Consider the following 14,857-nt stretch of genomic DNA (forward strand, 5'->3'; position numbering starts at 1 on the left):
CGGCCGTAAGGGATGTGAAGATGATCGGGATCGTTGTCGCGTCCCTACTGGTGCTGGTCGCAGGACTGCTGTCGCTCTGGTGGGCTCGTGCTTCCTGGCGAGGCACGCTGCCGCAGAACTGGCTCTTCGGGTATCGGACGCCGCTGACGCTGTCCGACAAGGATGCGTGGACGACGGTCAATCGCGCTCCCGCTCCTTTCGCCGCGGTCGGCGGCATCGGGGCGAGCGCCGCCGCCGTCATGGCTCTTGTGCTCACGCTTCTCGGCCTCAGCAGCATCGCGCCGGCGTTCTTCGGGGCGGGGCTGGGGTGGCTGCTGCTGTGGACGGTTCTGGGGATCGTTCCCGCGCATCGAGCGGGGAGGAACTACAAGCGGACGCGCAGCTCGGCCTGAGATCGACGTCTCATCCGCTTCTGACCGCGGCGGCTCCGCGGTCTCATCATCTCGAGAACCCGCGCGCGTGATCGCTCGCCGCGGACCACGCTTCGTGACGGGGGATCACCGAGCGTGATCGCGGTGCCGCGCGCGCTCGTGACGAGCGACGACGCAGCCTTGCAACGGTCTCGAGTTCTGACCATCGACGCATCACCTGGGGGAGGTGATTATCCATGGACGACATCTACGAGGCGCCTTGTGCAGTGCTCGTCGCCGACTTCCGCCGCGACACGGCGTTGACCAGTCGCGGCGGCTGGCCCGACCTCCTGGGCTGGTGGTTCTGACGCCACGCCCGCCGGCCGGCGTACGACACGAGACACAGATCATTCGCAAGGAAAGTGAGCATTCATGAAGAACAGAGGCAAACCACTGCTGGTCGCGATCACCGCCGGAGCCCTTGTCCTGGCCGGGACGACGGCCGCTTCGGCGGACAGCTCGAGCCGAGACGGGTCGGTGTCAGCGGCCGCGAACGTCGCCACCGGTGACTACACCGATCGCGAGGTCGTCGAATTCCTGGCCTTCGGCGCCGGCACCATCGATGCCGAGCACCCGGGTCTGATCGCCGAGCTCGGCTATGACGGCGTCGCCGCCGAGGCACCGCCCGCGGAACTGGTGGACGAGATCGTCGCCGGGGTGACGCAGATCAATCCGGCGTTTCACGCTCAGGTGACGGAGCCGCTGCAGAGCGGCGACCCGGTCGCTGTGGAAGCTGCGCTCACCGTCTACAACGACTCGATGATCGAGTACGTCAAGAGCTCGGACGACTGGACGGTCGGATCGGGCGACGACGGCTCGGCTACCGCCTACTGCCTGGTCTGGCCTCTCGCCCTCGCCGTGGCTCTCGTCGTCGCCGTGGTGTCGACACGCATCGTGGCCTACGTCGGGCCGAGCACGCCGTCGGCGACGCTCGCCTCGGACGACCGGCTCACCCGCCAAGAGGCATCAGCGGCGATCGCGTCGACCATCGCGCCGTGACCCCGACGGTGCCCGCCCACGCCGCCGTGCGCGGGCGGGCACCCCTCCCCTGAAAGGAGGCATGCCCATGGACGACTCTGTCGACGACATCGTCGCCGGTCGCGGTTCCATCGTGGCGTTCGTCCTCACGCTTGCCGTGATGCTCCCCGTCCTGTTCGTGTCGGTGCTGGTCGCGGTCCCGCCGACCACGATCTCGCTCGGTATGGGACAGGACTTCCGCAACAACTACAGCGCGTTCGTCTCGCAGGGGTGGAACTTCTTCACGAAGGACCTCCAGGGGACTCAGTTCGGCGCGTACACGACGGTGTCGGGCTCCGCGCCGGTCAGTCTGTTGACGACTCCGCAGACGCGCATCGAGAATGCGTGGGGTCTCACCCGGAACCAGCGGGCACAGGGACCGGAGCTCGCGAACCTGGCCAACGCCGTGACGCAGTGGCGGGAATGCTCGACCTTGCGAATCTCCTGCGCCATGGATCTCGATGCCGAGCCGATCGAGCTCGTCAACACGAGCCCCCCTGCCGACGCTCTGCGGGTCGGTGATCCTCACGCAGGAACGGCAGAGTCCCTGGAGCTACCGCACCTTCCCCTCGGCCGACGAGCAGATCGTCGACAAGGTCGCGCCGGTCGATGTCGTCTGCCCCGCGAACGGAGGAGGATCATGAGCCTGCTCTCCACGCTGTCGACGTTCGATCACCGTCGCCTCTGGTTCGGCGCCGCGCGCACCGTTCTCGCCTCGGGCCAGATCGTGCTCCTGGCCTTCACCGACCCGCGTGCGCTTCTCGTGCCCGTGGGGGATCAGCCCGCCGCTCCGTACTGCGATGGCGTGAAGGCGATCAGCGCGTACTGCCTCGAAGGCGATGTCCTCGCCCCTTCGACGAGACACGCGATCATGCTGATCCTCCTGGTCGTCGTGGCATCCGGGTTCCTTCCCCGCGCGACCGGAATCCTGCACGCCTGGGTGACCTTCTCGATCGCCGGCAGCATCGCCCTGCCTGACGGGGGAGAACTGGCCGCCAAGGTCGTCACGCTGCTGCTCGTTCCGATGTGCCTGACCGACGACCGTTGGTGGCATTGGACGCGGCCGAGATCGTCCCTCAGCCCGTCGGCGCGCGGTGTCGCGTATGCGGCGCTGTGGGCCGTGCGCCTCCAGGTCGCGGGCATATACCTGCACTCCGGTGTGGGCAAGTTCGCCAGTTCCGACTGGCTCTCGGGCACCGCGGAGTACTACGTCCTCCGCGACAACATGTTCGGCGCCGCCGGCTGGGTGCGCGATCTCGGGGTCGCCGTGATGTCGGTGCCGTCTTTCGCGTTCGCTGTGGCCTGGGGGTCGATCGCGCTCGAGATCGCCGTCGGTGTGATCATCCTGTGCGGAACAGACAGGCTCCGTCGCGTGGCGCTGGCCGCCGTGATCGTCTTCCATGTCGGGATCATCGTCACCATCGGACTCTGGACGTTCGCTCTCGTGATGATCGGCGCCGTCGCCGTCGCCTGTCTGCCCGCGACACCGCGTGGCAGCGGTCCCCACCACGTCCCCGCTGTCCTGTCGGCGCTGAGGCGCAGGCTCAGGCCCGACGGCGGTTCGCCCTCGCTCTCCGGCATCCCCGCCACCGTCCCGGTCGCCGACGAGGGCGCCGACGGCATCCCCTCCCCGCAACGCGCGGTGGTTCCCGAGCAGGGGAGGAGGTGAGACAGATGACCGAAACCTACGAGAAGCCTCAGGTGCTCGTCGTGGGCGACTTCCGCAAGGACACCGCCTTCACGTCCCAGGGCTACTGGACCGACGTCCTCGGCTGGTGGCTCTGACCCGCCGCTGATCCCGGGTGGGAGCGGTCGCCTCGTGGCCGCTCCCACCCTCCCTTCCACAGATCTGAGTCGACACCATGCGCTTCCTGCTCTATCCCGACCGAGAGGTCATCGCGCCCGCCCCCTCCGCGGCGTTGCCGAAGTATGTTCCGCATATCTCCGGACGCCCGTGGATCGTCGGCGACTGGGACGACGCAGAGATCGTCCAGGCCTCGAACAAGGATTACCGAGTCGTTCTTCTCGGCACCGTTGGTAGCAGCGATGAGGAGCTCCGCTCGTGGCTCGACGCCGGCGGCCGAGAGCCGGACTTCACGACGATTCACCGCAGCATCGCCGGGGCGTTCTTCACCCTCGTCTCCACGTCCGCCGGAACCACGCGGGCTTTCGGGACGCTGTCGAGTTTCCGGCGCCTGTCCTTCTCCACCGACCCGGACGCCCCGCTCGCCTCCAATTCCCTCGCGCTGCTGATTGAGATGTTCCGCCCGCGTCTCCGCGAGGAGCGCGTGCCGCTCGCCCTCATCGCTCCGCGCGCACCCTGGCCCCTCGGCGACGCGAGCTACTGGCAGGGAATCGAGAACGTGCTGCCGACCCATCAACTGTGTGCGGATACGACGGGTCCCCTTCACGTGAGCGAACGGTGGGCTCTCCCTCGACGCCACGTGCCACAGGACGAGGTCACGCCGGCTCTGGCCGCGGCGCTTCACGCCGCCATCGAGGCGCGGGCTCGACACGCCAGATCCACCCTGAGCACGGACCTCTCCGGAGGGATGGATTCGACCTCCCTCGCGTTCTTCGCGCGAGAACACGCGAGCGAGCTGACGACCATGCACCTCGGCATCAGCGTCGAGATGAACGACGACGCCGAGTGGGCGGATGCCGCGGCCCGGGCGCTTCGCAGCCGGCACATCCGCGTGTCGCACGACGAGTTCCCGCGCTGGTTCGCCGGATGGCACGTCACGAACGAGCGGTTCGCGGCGGAGCCCGAACCGTCCATCCGCACGGAGGGAATGCACCGCGCGATGGCCGAGCGTCTCAGCGAGCACGGCTGCACGATCCACCTCGCCGGCTCCGGAGGAGACGAGCTCTTCTACCCGGACGAATCCGTCCTCCCCGGCCTGCGACGCGAGGCACCCGCGGCGCTCTACGGGGCGATCCGGGGGATGGCGACGCTTCACCGCTGGCCCCTGGCGAAGACGGTTCGCGCCGCGCTCAACAGGGACGATCCACGTTCGTGGCTCGTGCGGGAGACCGCTTCGTTGGGCATGACGGAGTTCGAGCGGCCCTCACCCGCGTGGGACGTCGTGTTCTCGCTGTCCCCGTGGGCCACGGACACCGCGCTGTCGGCGGTCCAGGATCTGATCCTCGAGAACACCGCGGATGCACAACTCGATGCCGCATTCGCCAGCGACGCCGTCGCGTACGGAATGATCACACGCAACGGTCAGATCCACCGCGCCCTCGATGAACAGACGCGTGAGGTCGGCGTCCGCTACGAAGCGCCTTTCCTCGATGACGCGGTCATCGAACTCGCGCTCCAGGTGCGCCTGGTCGATCGTCTGAACACCCGTCGCTTCAAGCCCGGCCTCGCCGCGGCCGCCGCGGGCGTCGTCCCCGATCTCTTTCTCGACCGACGGTCGAAAGGCGATTACATCTCGTTGATCTACACCGCGTTCAACGAGCACCGCAGATCCATCGCGGCCCAGGCCGACGACTTCCGCCTCGGCCGACGCGGACTGGTCGACGTCGAGCGCCTGAAAACGTATCTGCAGAGCATGCAACCCCAAGCGCAACACTTCTTCCCGTTCGAATTCCTCCTGGCCGCGGAGCGTTGGCTTCAGGCCGCGGATCGGATGACACTCGTGAACGAAAGGTGAGCACGATGCCACACACCTACCACCTCGCCGACGACGTCCGCTTCACGGAAGTGACCCACGGGGGCGTTCTGCTCAGCCGACGCTCCGGGCAGTACCGCCAGGTGAATCCCTCCGGAACGCGCATCCTCCGCCTCCTGGTCGACGGGGAGCCCGTGGACGGCATCGTCGAGCACCTCCAGAAGCGGTACCCGGATGTCGACGCCGCCCAGATCACGCGCGATCTCCACCAACTTCTCGATGACCTCGCCGCCGAAGGATTACTCGTCCGTGTCTGACATCGTCGTTCCCCTCGAAGCCCGGCAACGTCTTTCGGCGAACGATCGGCTCCGCGCGTTCCTCGTGCTTCCCCTCGTCTTCTTCCTGGTGCGGCAACAGCCCGATCGACTCGAACGCCTGCTCACGACACTCGCGCGCGGGAGGCGAGCCGCCGATCGATCGCTGGTCGAGCGCGGTCTCGATGCCGTCGTCTCCGTCAGCCGGAGATGCGCGGGACGCTATTGTCTCGATCGCGCGACGGCGACCGCGCTGTTCTGCTGGACCTATGGCAGATGGCCCGAATGGCACGCCGGCGCCGCGATCGATCCCTTCCGTGCTCACGCCTGGATCTGCGTCGAGGGCGCACCCGTTCGCGAACCCACGTCCCTGATGAAGTACTTCGTGCCGCTGATCAGCGTGGGTCCGTCGACGAATCCCGATGCGCCCGCGACCTGAGACCGTCGCGCCTGGCCCGCTGGCGGAGTCCGGGACGCACACCCCGTCGCCACGTCTGCGCTTGCGCTCCACAGCGGATCCTCCCCAGTTCGGCCTCGCGGCGAACGATCCACGGATGACGCTCAGATGCCCGCGCACCGTTCCTTCCTCTTCCTAGGGTTGCCGGGTGACCGAGACCCTCGAATCCCCACCGGGTGCGCTCGCCGCGCGTCGGCGGCTGGGAGTCGGGGCCGTGATCGTTCTGGTCCTGATCGCCTTCGCGGTCACGATCGGCATCGGAATGCTGCGAGGCGTGTCCGGCACGCAAGAGGTGTCCGCCGCATCCCCACCGCTCGCGACCGCGCTCGCACCCCCGCAGGCCGGTCTGTACGTCCACGTCGCGGGTGCCGTGCGCGCCCCCGGCCTCTATCGCCTCGCCGCGGGCGACAGGGTCGCGGATGCCGTCGCCCGGGCAGGCGGCTTCACGGACGACGCGGAGCGCGCCGGGGTGAACCTTGCACGACCCGTCGCGGACGGGGAGCAGATCGTGGTGCCCGTTGTCGGAGCGTCACCCGACGACGGCACCGGTGCGGCCCACGGCACCGCCGCAGGAGGCCTCGTCGACCTGAACACGGCCACGCGCGAAGAGCTCGACGCACTGCCGCGGGTGGGACCGGCGATCGCCGACCGCATCATCGCGTGGCGGAAGGAGAACGGCCGCTTCACCAGCGTCGACGATCTCGGCTCCGTGCCGGGCATCGGCGACAAGATGCTCGACGGCCTCCGAGACCTGGTGCGGGTATGACGGCCCTGCAGCGCCGTGCGCTGCGACCCGCCGCCGTGGCGATCGCGACGTGGGCCGGTGCAGGATGGGCGACCTCGACGCCGGATCTGGCCGGGCTCATGGTCTCGATGGCGGTGGTCGCTGCCCTGTGCGCGGCGGCGTTCCTGAGGGTTCGGCATCCCGCCCTCGGTATCGCCGCGGTGGCGCTCGCGTGCGCGGCCGCGACCGGTGGCAGCGTCACGGCTGCGGCCCCGGCCCGTGCGCAGATCGCCGCCCTGCAGGTCGAAGGGGATCGTCAGCTCGATGTCGAACTGACCGTCGTCGGACACGTGGCCGGGGCGAGCGACGGCGGCGCGTGGTTCGACGCGGTCGCCTCTCGCGTCACGGCGGGAACCGTCACGGTGACCGGTGGCATCCCGACCCGTGTCGGCGTGGATACGGGCGGTCGCGCCGAGGTCGCGGCATCCGGTCTTGGCAGCGTGATCCGCCTGACCGGACGAGCGGTCCCGCCGAGACCAGGGGAGAGGGCGATTCTCGTCCTCCGCGCGCAGGAGATCATCGAAGCGCCTCCACCCGAGGGAATCTGGGCGTGGTTCGAGGCACTGCGAGACGGCCTCGTCGCCTCGACCCGCGGCCTCCCGCAGCCCGGGGCGGGTCTCGTGCCGGGACTCGCGGTGGGCGACACGTCGAGCCTCGATCCCGCGACGGATGCGGCCATGACCGCCTCCTCCCTCTCTCACCTCACGGCCGTCTCCGGTGCGAACTGCGCGCTCGTCGTGGGCGCCGCGTTCGTCCTCCTTGCAGCGGTGGGCGCCCCGCGCGCACTCCGCGTCGTCGGAGCGTCGATTGTTCTGATCGGCTTCGTCGTGCTGGTGACACCCGAGCCGAGCGTGGTTCGCGCGGCGACCATGGCGGCAATCGCGCTGCTGGCCCTCGTCCTCGGCCGCCCCGCTGCGGGAATGGCGGTGCTCTCCGCCGCGGTGACGGTGCTGATGATCGCCGATCCGTGGCTGTCCACCTCCCTCGGCTTCGCTCTGTCCGCTGCGGCCACCGCGGCCCTGCTCGTCCTCGCCCGCCCGATAGCGCGCGGTTTGGAGCGATGGATGCCGCGCGCCCTCGCCCTCGCGTTGGCCGTGCCGACGGCCGCTCAACTCGCCTGCGGACCGCTCATCGTCCTGATCGATCCCCACGTGCCGTTGCTGGGAATCGTGGCCAACCTCGTGGCAGACCCGGCGGCGGCACCAGCGACCATCGCGGGCGTCCTCGCCTGCATCGCTCCCTTTCCCTGGCTGCGCGACGGGCTTTCCGCTCTCGCCTGGATCCCCGCGGCCTGGATCGCGGCGGTGGCACACACCACGAGCGGTATCGGGGCGCAGAACCTGCCGTGGCCCGACGGCGCGTTCGGCGCGGCGCTGCTGACGGTCGTCAGCGCGTCGATGGCCGTCGCGCTCATCCGACCGACCCGGCTTCGACGAGCGACCGCCGTGGCGACCGCGGTCATCGCCGTCACCGTCGGTCTGATTGCGGGTCACACCACCCTGCGAACGGTCGCCGGGCCGCTCACGGTCCCGACGACGTGGGATGTGGCCATGTGCGATGTCGGACAGGGCGATGCGACGCTGTGGCGCTCAGGCAATGCCGTGGCGCTCGTCGACACCGGACCCGAACCGGAACCGCTCGCGCAATGCCTCCGAACCTTCGGTGTCGACCACCTCGACCTCGTCGTGCTCACGCACTTCGATCTCGACCACATCGGCGGATCCGCGGCCGTCGTCGGACGAGCCACACTCGTCGTCCACGGGCCCGTCGACGTCCCCGAGGATCAGCGGCTGCTCGACCGGTTCGCCGCGGCAGGCGCACAGCTGCAGCAGGCGACGACCGGGACGACGGGAAGGGTGGGGGAGACCCGCTGGCAGGCCCTCGGCCCGGCGCCGCGCGACGAGCCCGGCAACGGTGCCAGCGTCGCGCTCGACGTCGTCGGTGCGGACTTCCCCCGCACGGTGCTTCTCGGCGACCTGGGCAAAGACGCGCAGGCCGCCCTGCTCCGGCGGGTCGAGGTGCCGAGGGTCGATGTGGTGAAGGTGTCGCACCACGGCAGCGCCGACCAGGATCCGGAGCTCTACCGGCGCCTGCATCCTCTCGTCGGACTGATCGGCGTCGGAGCGGACAACCGGTACGGGCACCCCACCGCCACACTCCTGTCGACGATGACCGCGCTCGGCGTCGTGGTCGGGCGAACGGATACCGACGGAGACCTCGCGGTCAGCATGACTGACGGGCAGCTGACGCTGTGGCGTGCACGGCCGCCGGGGTAGCCAAGTGCTCGCTTCTCCGGCACGGAGGCCGGCGCGTCACCGCGTCGAAGCGCTCGAAGCCACCGTTGAGGCGGGGAGGTCAGACATGAGCCAGGTCCGACGAGTGAACACCTGGGCTTTAACTCGGCGGGACGGCGGCAAGAGCGTTGGCTCCCATTCTCCAGTCACCGTCCGTTCGGTAGCCGAACCGTTCGCAGAAGTGCTTGAAGCGTGTGCGCACATCTCGGCGGCGCCGGTCGAAGATCCAAGGAAGAAGCGGGTCGATACGACGGAGGCTCACGCCGTCTAGGGGGCCTTCCCCTCGCTTCCACTCATCAGACACACACAACCCGTGACGAGAGAACGCGTGATTGCGCGAGCCTGCCACGACCATCGGGGCGCCTCCAGCCGGATCTCTGCGACCGGGGACGCTGGCTCCGCATGCCAGGTGTACACGTCCGTGAGGCGAACCCGGACAAGAGGCACGCCAACGGCCGCGGCGAGCAACGACCGGTGGTTGCCGTTATCACCCACCGTCCCTACCCAGCCACCAGGTCGGTGCCACAGCGACCAATCCGCAGCTTCCAGTTCGCCCTCGGCTTCCGACCTCGACCACGTTCTCAGGTAATCAGCCGACTCCGGAATCGAGTGGTGGTAAGGGAAGTCTGGGTGCGTAGTGACAACATGGTCGTTCCGTAACCACGCCATGGCGCCGACCGAGATTCGGGACGACCCCGCCCATTTGAAGGAGGGAGAGACCTGGGGACGTCGCTGCGCGCAAACGCGGTCAAGCCGAAGACGAGCCTGGGCGAACGTCAATGCGGCATGCCCCTGCCACCAGTGATTCCATATCGCTCGTGCCGCAAGCGCCAGAGCAGAGCCGTCATCAAGGATGAACCCGCGGGTATCCAGCGCTTGTGCGACGGGATTGCGTGTTCCTGTCATGTGGCCTCTATCAATTCGACGGGCGCCGCGGCTATACAAGCGGCCCCATTCTCCGCACACGAGGACGTCAGGTTCCGCGAGGCCTGCACACTAGCAAGCATCCTCGCGCGTCATCCCGCACCCCCAGAAGTCATCCCGACCGCAATGTCGGACCCGGTCGGTAGGCTGGAGGGGTGACCCCGGCTCCCCGACGCTCCGCTCCGGCGAAGGCCAAAACGGCCATCCCGCAGGTGTCGTGGCGTACGCCGCAGCCCGCGCCGATCGTTCTCGTCTCGGGGCCCGAAGAGGTCTGCGCGGAGCGCGCGACCGCGGGCATCCGGGAGTTCCTGAAGAGCGAAGACCCCAGCCTCGAGGTCACCGACGTACGCGCCGACGATTACGCTGCGGGAACGCTGTTGGCCGTCACCTCGCCATCCCTGTTCGGCGAGCCGCGTCTCGTCCGCGTCGGGGGTGTCGAGAAGTGCAGCGACACGTTCCTCAGCGAGGCCGTGTCGTACCTTGCTCAGCCGCAGGACGGCGCGACGGTCGTGCTCCGCCACACGGGGGCGAGCGTGCGCGGCAAGAAGCTCCTCGACGCGATTCGCGCGGGCCAGGGGAGCGGCATCGAGATCGCGTGCCCCGCGATCAAGCGCGACTCCGATCGCTTCGACTTCGCCGTGGGCGAGTTCAAGGCCGCGGGCAAGCGCATCGCACCCGTCGCCCTGCGGGCACTCGTCTCGGCCTTCGCCGACGACCTCACCGAGCTCGCGGCCGCGTGCCAGCAGCTCATCGCCGACGTCCCGGGCGACATCGACGAACGCACCGTCGAGCGTTACTACGGCGGCCGCGTCGAGACCTCCGCGTTCACCGTCGCCGACACCGCGATCGCGGGGCAGTACGGCCCCGCGCTCCTCGCGCTGCGCCACGCTCTGGCATCCGGAGCCGATCCCGTCCCCCTTGTCGCCGCGGTCGCGATGAAACTGCGTACGATGGCCCGCGTGGCCGGTACGCGGGAGCCGTCGTCGCAGCTCGCGCAGCGTCTCGGCATGAAGGACTGGCAGGTCGACCGCGCGCGCCGCGACCTCGTGGGCTGGACCGCCGCGAGTCTCGGCCGGGCAATCCACGCGACCGCGCGCGCAGACGCCGAGGTGAAGGGCGCGTCTCGCGACGCGGTGTTCGCGCTGGAGCGCATGATCACGATCATTGCAACGCGCGCGCCCTACGGCGACTGACCGACGCCGCGTCCTGCCTCCGCGGCCGGAGGCTCCGCGCGCACGGCCGCGCCACGAAAACAGGGGATGCCACCGAAACAGGCCGCTGCGGCCCACAACCTCCTGTTCTCGTCGCATCACCTGTTCTCGTCGCACCTCTTCCCGTGTGGCATCCCACCCCGGAAACGACAAAGCCCGCCCCGCGGATGCGGGACGGGCTGTCGAGGTACGGCGGCTCAGAGAGCGGCGACCGACTTCGCGATGGCCGACTTGCGGTTCGCGGCCTGGTTCGAGTGGATGACACCCTTGCTCACGGCCTTGTCGAGCTTCTTGGTCGCGGTGGCGAGCGCCTTCTCGGCGGCTTCCTTGTCACCGGCCAGGACGGCCTCGCGGGTGCGACGCACGTGCGTCTTCAGCTCGCTCTTGACGGCCTTGTTGCGCTCGCGCGCCTTCTCGTTGGTCTTGTTGCGCTTGATCTGCGACTTGATGTTCGCCACGTCGACGGTCTTTCGTTTGAGTGAGTGTTGGAAGTGCCGGGCGAGCGGTAGAGGGACGCTGCACCGGCGGTCGTGGAGGTCGGGAAAAACCCCACACGCAAGCCAAGCGCCAAGCTTATCAGGTCGACGCCTCGATCGTGGTGAGCGCCACCTCCAGCAGCGCGTTGAACACCCGCGGCCTCATCGCCGTCACGAGGTGCGTGGTCCGCGGCACCACGATCAGCTCCGCGTGCGGGGCGAGCGACACGAACAGCCTCTCGTTCACGCGCAGCTGATCCCACTGCCCGTTGATGAACCACAGCGGAACCCGGATCCGACGAACGGATGCCAACAGGTCGAGCACCGACAGAGACGCCAGGGCCGTGTCCTGCGCGTCGAACGCGTACCCGCCCGCGCCGAAGTCCGGCCGGGTCTCGGGCGGCAGCGTCCGATCGAGCACGCGGTTGGTGAGACCGAGACCCCGGTCCGGGAGGCTGTCGAACCGTCGCGCGAGGAAGCGGTACGCCGCGAGCCCCACACCGCGGGGGATCGAGGTGCAGGATGCCGCGATGAACGCCGCGACCGGCGGAGGGTCCTCCCGCCCGACGTACTCGATGGAGAGCAGCCCTCCCATCGAATGCCCGACGAGCAGCACGGGGCCGCGGGTCGCGGCATCCCGAACCGCCCGATCGATCGTGGCGAACGCCTCGTCGAGCGTGAACTCCTCGCCCCGCCGGGCGCCGTGCCCCGGCAAGTCGACGGCCGCCACGGGGTTGCCGCGATTCTCGAGGTATTCGACCTGCGCCCGCCACATCGTCGCCGACGTGCGGATGCCGTGCACGAGCACGACCTGGACCGTCATGGCATCCACTGTAAAAGCGACCGCGGACGGTGATGTCGGCGCACCCCCGTAGAATCGACGGAACATGTCACCGCGCGCCCTGAAGCCCCTCGAGCCGTCTGCCACCCCGCCGGAGCAGATCCGCAACTTCTGCATCATCGCCCACATCGACCACGGCAAGTCGACGTTGGCCGACCGCATGCTGCAGATCACCGGCGTCGTCGCCGACCGCGACATGCGCGCGCAGTACCTCGACCGCATGGACATCGAGCGTGAGCGCGGCATCACGATCAAATCGCAGGCTGTCCGGATGCCGTGGTCCACCGCCGACGGCACCTTCGCCCTCAACATGATCGACACGCCCGGTCACGTCGACTTCACCTACGAGGTCAGTCGCTCGCTCGCCGCGTGCGAGGGCGCGATCCTGCTCGTCGACGCGGCGCAGGGCATCGAGGCACAGACGCTCGCCAACCTCTACCTGGCGCTCGAGAACGATCTGACGATCATCCCGGTGCTGAACAAGATCGACCTCCCGGCGGCCGATCCCGACAAGTACGCGGCCGAACTGGCCGGACTCATCGGAGGCAAGCCCGAAGACGTGCTGCGCGTGAGCGGCAAGACCGGCATGGGCGTCGAAGACCTGCTCGACCTCATCGTCGAGAAGATCCCGGCGCCGGTCGGCAAGGCCGACGCCCCCGCTCGCGCGATGATCTTCGACTCCGTCTACGACGCGTACCGCGGTGTCGTGACGTACGTCCGAATGGTCGACGGCGCGCTGTCGCCGCGCGAGCGCATCCAGATGATGTCGACCACCGCGACGCACGAACTCCTCGAGATCGGCGTCTCGAGCCCCGAGCCGATCCCGACCAAGGGTCTGGGCGTGGGCGAGGTCGGCTACCTCATCACGGGTGTGAAGGACGTCCGTCAGTCGAAGGTCGGCGACACGATCACCAACCAGCGCAAGCCCGCCACCGAAGCCCTGGCCGGCTACACCGATCCGAAGCCCATGGTGTTCTCGGGCATCTACCCGATCGACGGCAGCGACTACGCGGAGCTGCGCGAAGCGCTCGACAAGCTGAAGCTCTCGGACGCCTCGCTCCAGTACGAGCCCGAGACCTCGGTCGCCCTCGGCTTCGGGTTCCGCTGCGGCTTCCTCGGCCTGCTGCACCTCGAGATCATCACCGAGCGCCTCTCACGCGAGTTCGGCCTCGACCTCATCACCACGGCTCCCTCGGTCACGTACGAGGTCACCACCGACACCGGCGACACGGTCTCGGTCACGAACCCCAGCGAGTACCCCGACGGGCGCGTGGCCTCGGTGTCGGAGCCGATCGTCAAGGTCGGCATCCTGCTCCCCAAGGACTACGTCGGCACGGTCATGGAGCTCTGCCAGTCGCGCCGCGGAACCCTGCTCGGCATGGAGTACCTCAGCGAAGACCGCGTCGAGCTGCGCTACCACATGCCCCTCGGCGAGATCGTGTTCGACTTCTTCGATCACCTCAAGTCGCGCACACAGGGCTACGCGAGCCTCGACTACGAACCGGCCGGTCAGCAGACCGCCGACCTCGTGAAGGTCGACATCCTGCTCCAGGGCGAGAAGGTCGACGCGTTCAGCTCGATCGTCCACCGCGAGAAGGCCTACGCGTACGGGACCCTCATGGCCGAGCGTCTGCGCAAGCTCATCCCGCGCCAGCAGTTCGAGGTGCCCATCCAGGCCGCGATCGGCGCGCGCATCATCGCGCGCGAGACGATCCGCGCCATCCGTAAAGACGTCCTCGCCAAGTGCTACGGCGGTGACATCACCCGAAAGCGCAAGCTCCTCGAGAAGCAGAAAGAGGGCAAGAAGCGCATGAAGATGGTGGGCCGCGTCGAGGTTCCGCAGGAGGCGTTCATCGCCGCCCTGTCGGGAGACGTCGAGGCCAAGAAGTAGAACGGGAGGCAGCATGCGTCGGCAGAACTTCACCGATGACACGGTCGACTACGCCGCCGTCGGCGCCACCCAGGCGCACGACCTGATGCAGTACCCGCCGGAGCACTCGATCCCCGCCGAAGACGCGTGGCGCATCGGCAGCGGCGAGGAACGTTTCGCCGCGGCCAGCGAACTCCTGCTGTCGTGGGCTCCGCTGCGCTCGGGCGATCTCAGCATCAGCGACGTGCGTCCGGCATCCGGAGGCGGGTATTCCGGCGTGGGCTTCGACGCCGACGGCGCTCCCGTCGCCCCGAGCAGCCTCGAGCCCGAGCAGCGCTTCGCCGCCGACGGCACCCCCTTCGTGAGCCCGGGCACCGGAGTGCGCCTCCACGGGAAGGTCGACGGGCACCGGGCCGACGCCGAGCTCCGCGTCATCTCGGTCTTCGAGGAGCCGCGCCGCGTCGGCTTCATCCTCGGCACCGTCGGGCACTCGAACGTCAGCGGCGAAGAGCTCTTCGTCGTCGAGTGGCGCGACAACGACGAGGTCTGGTTCGTGGTCCGCGCGTTCGACCGGCCGACCGTCCCCTCCTACCGTCTGTTCACGAGCCGCCTCCGCCGCCGTCGGCGGGCGCTCTTCACGCA

At 68.8% G+C, this 14,857-nt stretch carries 14 protein-coding genes; 12 read left to right on the top strand and 2 right to left on the bottom strand.

The window, feature by feature from the left end; genetic code table 11:
* The first annotated feature begins 20 nt into the window (after positions 1 to 20).
* The 10 genes from NS283_RS07795 (at position 21) to holA (ending at position 11,010) form a co-directional block, all read left to right on the top strand.
* Positions 21 to 392, top strand: coding sequence for an SdpI family protein (locus NS283_RS07795; protein ID WP_058596295.1), 372 nt, complete (start codon positions 21 to 23; stop codon positions 390 to 392).
* Between the two features lie 390 nt (positions 393 to 782).
* Positions 783 to 1,409, top strand: coding sequence for a hypothetical protein (locus tag NS283_RS07800; RefSeq protein WP_058596296.1), 627 nt, complete (start codon positions 783 to 785; stop codon positions 1,407 to 1,409).
* A 67-nt stretch (positions 1,410 to 1,476) separates the two neighbouring features.
* Positions 1,477 to 3,096, top strand: a complete 1,620-nt coding sequence (locus tag NS283_RS07805; protein WP_058596297.1) for a sporulation-delaying protein SdpB family protein — start codon at positions 1,477 to 1,479, stop codon at positions 3,094 to 3,096.
* Positions 3,097 to 3,101: 5 nt separating this feature from the next.
* On the top strand, positions 3,102 to 3,212 hold the full coding sequence (locus NS283_RS18620; protein ID WP_119863578.1) for a lasso RiPP family leader peptide-containing protein: 111 nt from the start codon (positions 3,102 to 3,104) through the stop codon (positions 3,210 to 3,212).
* A 77-nt stretch (positions 3,213 to 3,289) separates the two neighbouring features.
* Entirely contained in the window at positions 3,290 to 5,086 is a 1,797-nt protein-coding gene (locus tag NS283_RS07810; RefSeq protein ID WP_058596298.1) for an asparagine synthase-related protein, read from the top strand.
* Between the two features lie 5 nt (positions 5,087 to 5,091).
* On the top strand, positions 5,092 to 5,361 hold the full coding sequence (locus tag NS283_RS07815) for a PqqD family peptide modification chaperone (protein WP_153003303.1): 270 nt from the start codon (positions 5,092 to 5,094) through the stop codon (positions 5,359 to 5,361).
* A complete protein-coding gene (locus tag NS283_RS07820) occupies positions 5,354 to 5,797 on the top strand; it encodes a lasso peptide biosynthesis B2 protein (RefSeq protein ID WP_058596300.1) in 444 nt (147 codons plus the stop codon). The genes NS283_RS07815 and NS283_RS07820 overlap by 8 nt, the downstream gene beginning before the upstream one ends.
* Before the next feature lie 166 nt (positions 5,798 to 5,963).
* Positions 5,964 to 6,581, top strand: coding sequence for a ComEA family DNA-binding protein (locus tag NS283_RS07825; protein ID WP_058596301.1), 618 nt, complete (start codon positions 5,964 to 5,966; stop codon positions 6,579 to 6,581).
* Complete coding sequence (locus tag NS283_RS07830) at positions 6,578 to 8,875, top strand: ComEC/Rec2 family competence protein (RefSeq protein ID WP_058596302.1); 2,298 nt, start codon at positions 6,578 to 6,580, stop codon at positions 8,873 to 8,875. The genes NS283_RS07825 and NS283_RS07830 overlap by 4 nt, the downstream gene beginning before the upstream one ends.
* A gap of 1,097 nt (positions 8,876 to 9,972) precedes the next feature.
* Positions 9,973 to 11,010: a DNA polymerase III subunit delta gene (gene holA / locus NS283_RS07835; RefSeq protein WP_058596303.1), complete on the top strand. Its 1,038-nt coding sequence runs from the start codon at positions 9,973 to 9,975 to the stop codon at positions 11,008 to 11,010.
* Between the two features lie 215 nt (positions 11,011 to 11,225).
* Here holA and rpsT read toward each other — a convergent pair whose 3' ends face one another.
* Both rpsT and NS283_RS07845 read right to left on the bottom strand, forming a co-directional pair.
* Positions 11,226 to 11,486, bottom strand: a complete 261-nt coding sequence (gene rpsT / locus NS283_RS07840) for a 30S ribosomal protein S20 (protein ID WP_058596304.1) — start codon at positions 11,484 to 11,486, stop codon at positions 11,226 to 11,228.
* Positions 11,487 to 11,604: 118 nt separating this feature from the next.
* Positions 11,605 to 12,327: an alpha/beta fold hydrolase gene (locus NS283_RS07845; RefSeq protein WP_058596305.1), complete on the bottom strand. Its 723-nt coding sequence runs from the start codon at positions 12,325 to 12,327 to the stop codon at positions 11,605 to 11,607.
* 64 nt (positions 12,328 to 12,391) lie between these two features.
* On the opposite strand from NS283_RS07845, the gene lepA reads away from it, so the two are divergent.
* Together lepA and NS283_RS07855 are read left to right on the top strand one after the other, a co-directional pair.
* The gene (lepA, locus tag NS283_RS07850; RefSeq protein ID WP_058596306.1) at positions 12,392 to 14,236 is read left to right on the top strand and encodes a translation elongation factor 4; all 1,845 of its coding nucleotides are present in this window, start codon (positions 12,392 to 12,394) and stop codon (positions 14,234 to 14,236) included.
* 13 nt (positions 14,237 to 14,249) lie between these two features.
* The coding region (locus NS283_RS07855; protein WP_058596307.1) for a DUF1990 family protein at positions 14,250 to 14,857 on the top strand (608 nt) is incomplete at its 3' end.

This window comes from Microbacterium testaceum, from assembly GCF_001476285.1.
Taxonomy (GTDB): Bacteria; Actinomycetota; Actinomycetes; order Actinomycetales; family Microbacteriaceae; genus Microbacterium; species Microbacterium testaceum_B.

Bases quoted from the DNA above. Each gene is read 5' to 3' on its own strand.
- NS283_RS07795 (WP_058596295.1), top strand. From the start codon at position 21: ATGATCGGGATCGTTGTCGCGTCCCTACTGGTGCTGGTCGCAGGACTG.
- NS283_RS07800 (WP_058596296.1), top strand. From the start codon at position 783: ATGAAGAACAGAGGCAAACCACTGCTGGTCGCGATCACCGCCGGAGCC.
- NS283_RS07805 (WP_058596297.1), top strand. From the start codon at position 1,477: ATGGACGACTCTGTCGACGACATCGTCGCCGGTCGCGGTTCCATCGTG.
- NS283_RS18620 (WP_119863578.1), top strand. From the start codon at position 3,102: ATGACCGAAACCTACGAGAAGCCTCAGGTGCTCGTCGTGGGCGACTTC.
- NS283_RS07810 (WP_058596298.1), top strand. From the start codon at position 3,290: ATGCGCTTCCTGCTCTATCCCGACCGAGAGGTCATCGCGCCCGCCCCC.
- NS283_RS07815 (WP_153003303.1), top strand. From the start codon at position 5,092: ATGCCACACACCTACCACCTCGCCGACGACGTCCGCTTCACGGAAGTG.
- NS283_RS07830 (WP_058596302.1), top strand. From the start codon at position 6,578: ATGACGGCCCTGCAGCGCCGTGCGCTGCGACCCGCCGCCGTGGCGATC.
- NS283_RS07845 (WP_058596305.1), bottom strand. From the start codon at position 12,327: ATGACGGTCCAGGTCGTGCTCGTGCACGGCATCCGCACGTCGGCGACG.
- lepA (WP_058596306.1), top strand. From the start codon at position 12,392: ATGTCACCGCGCGCCCTGAAGCCCCTCGAGCCGTCTGCCACCCCGCCG.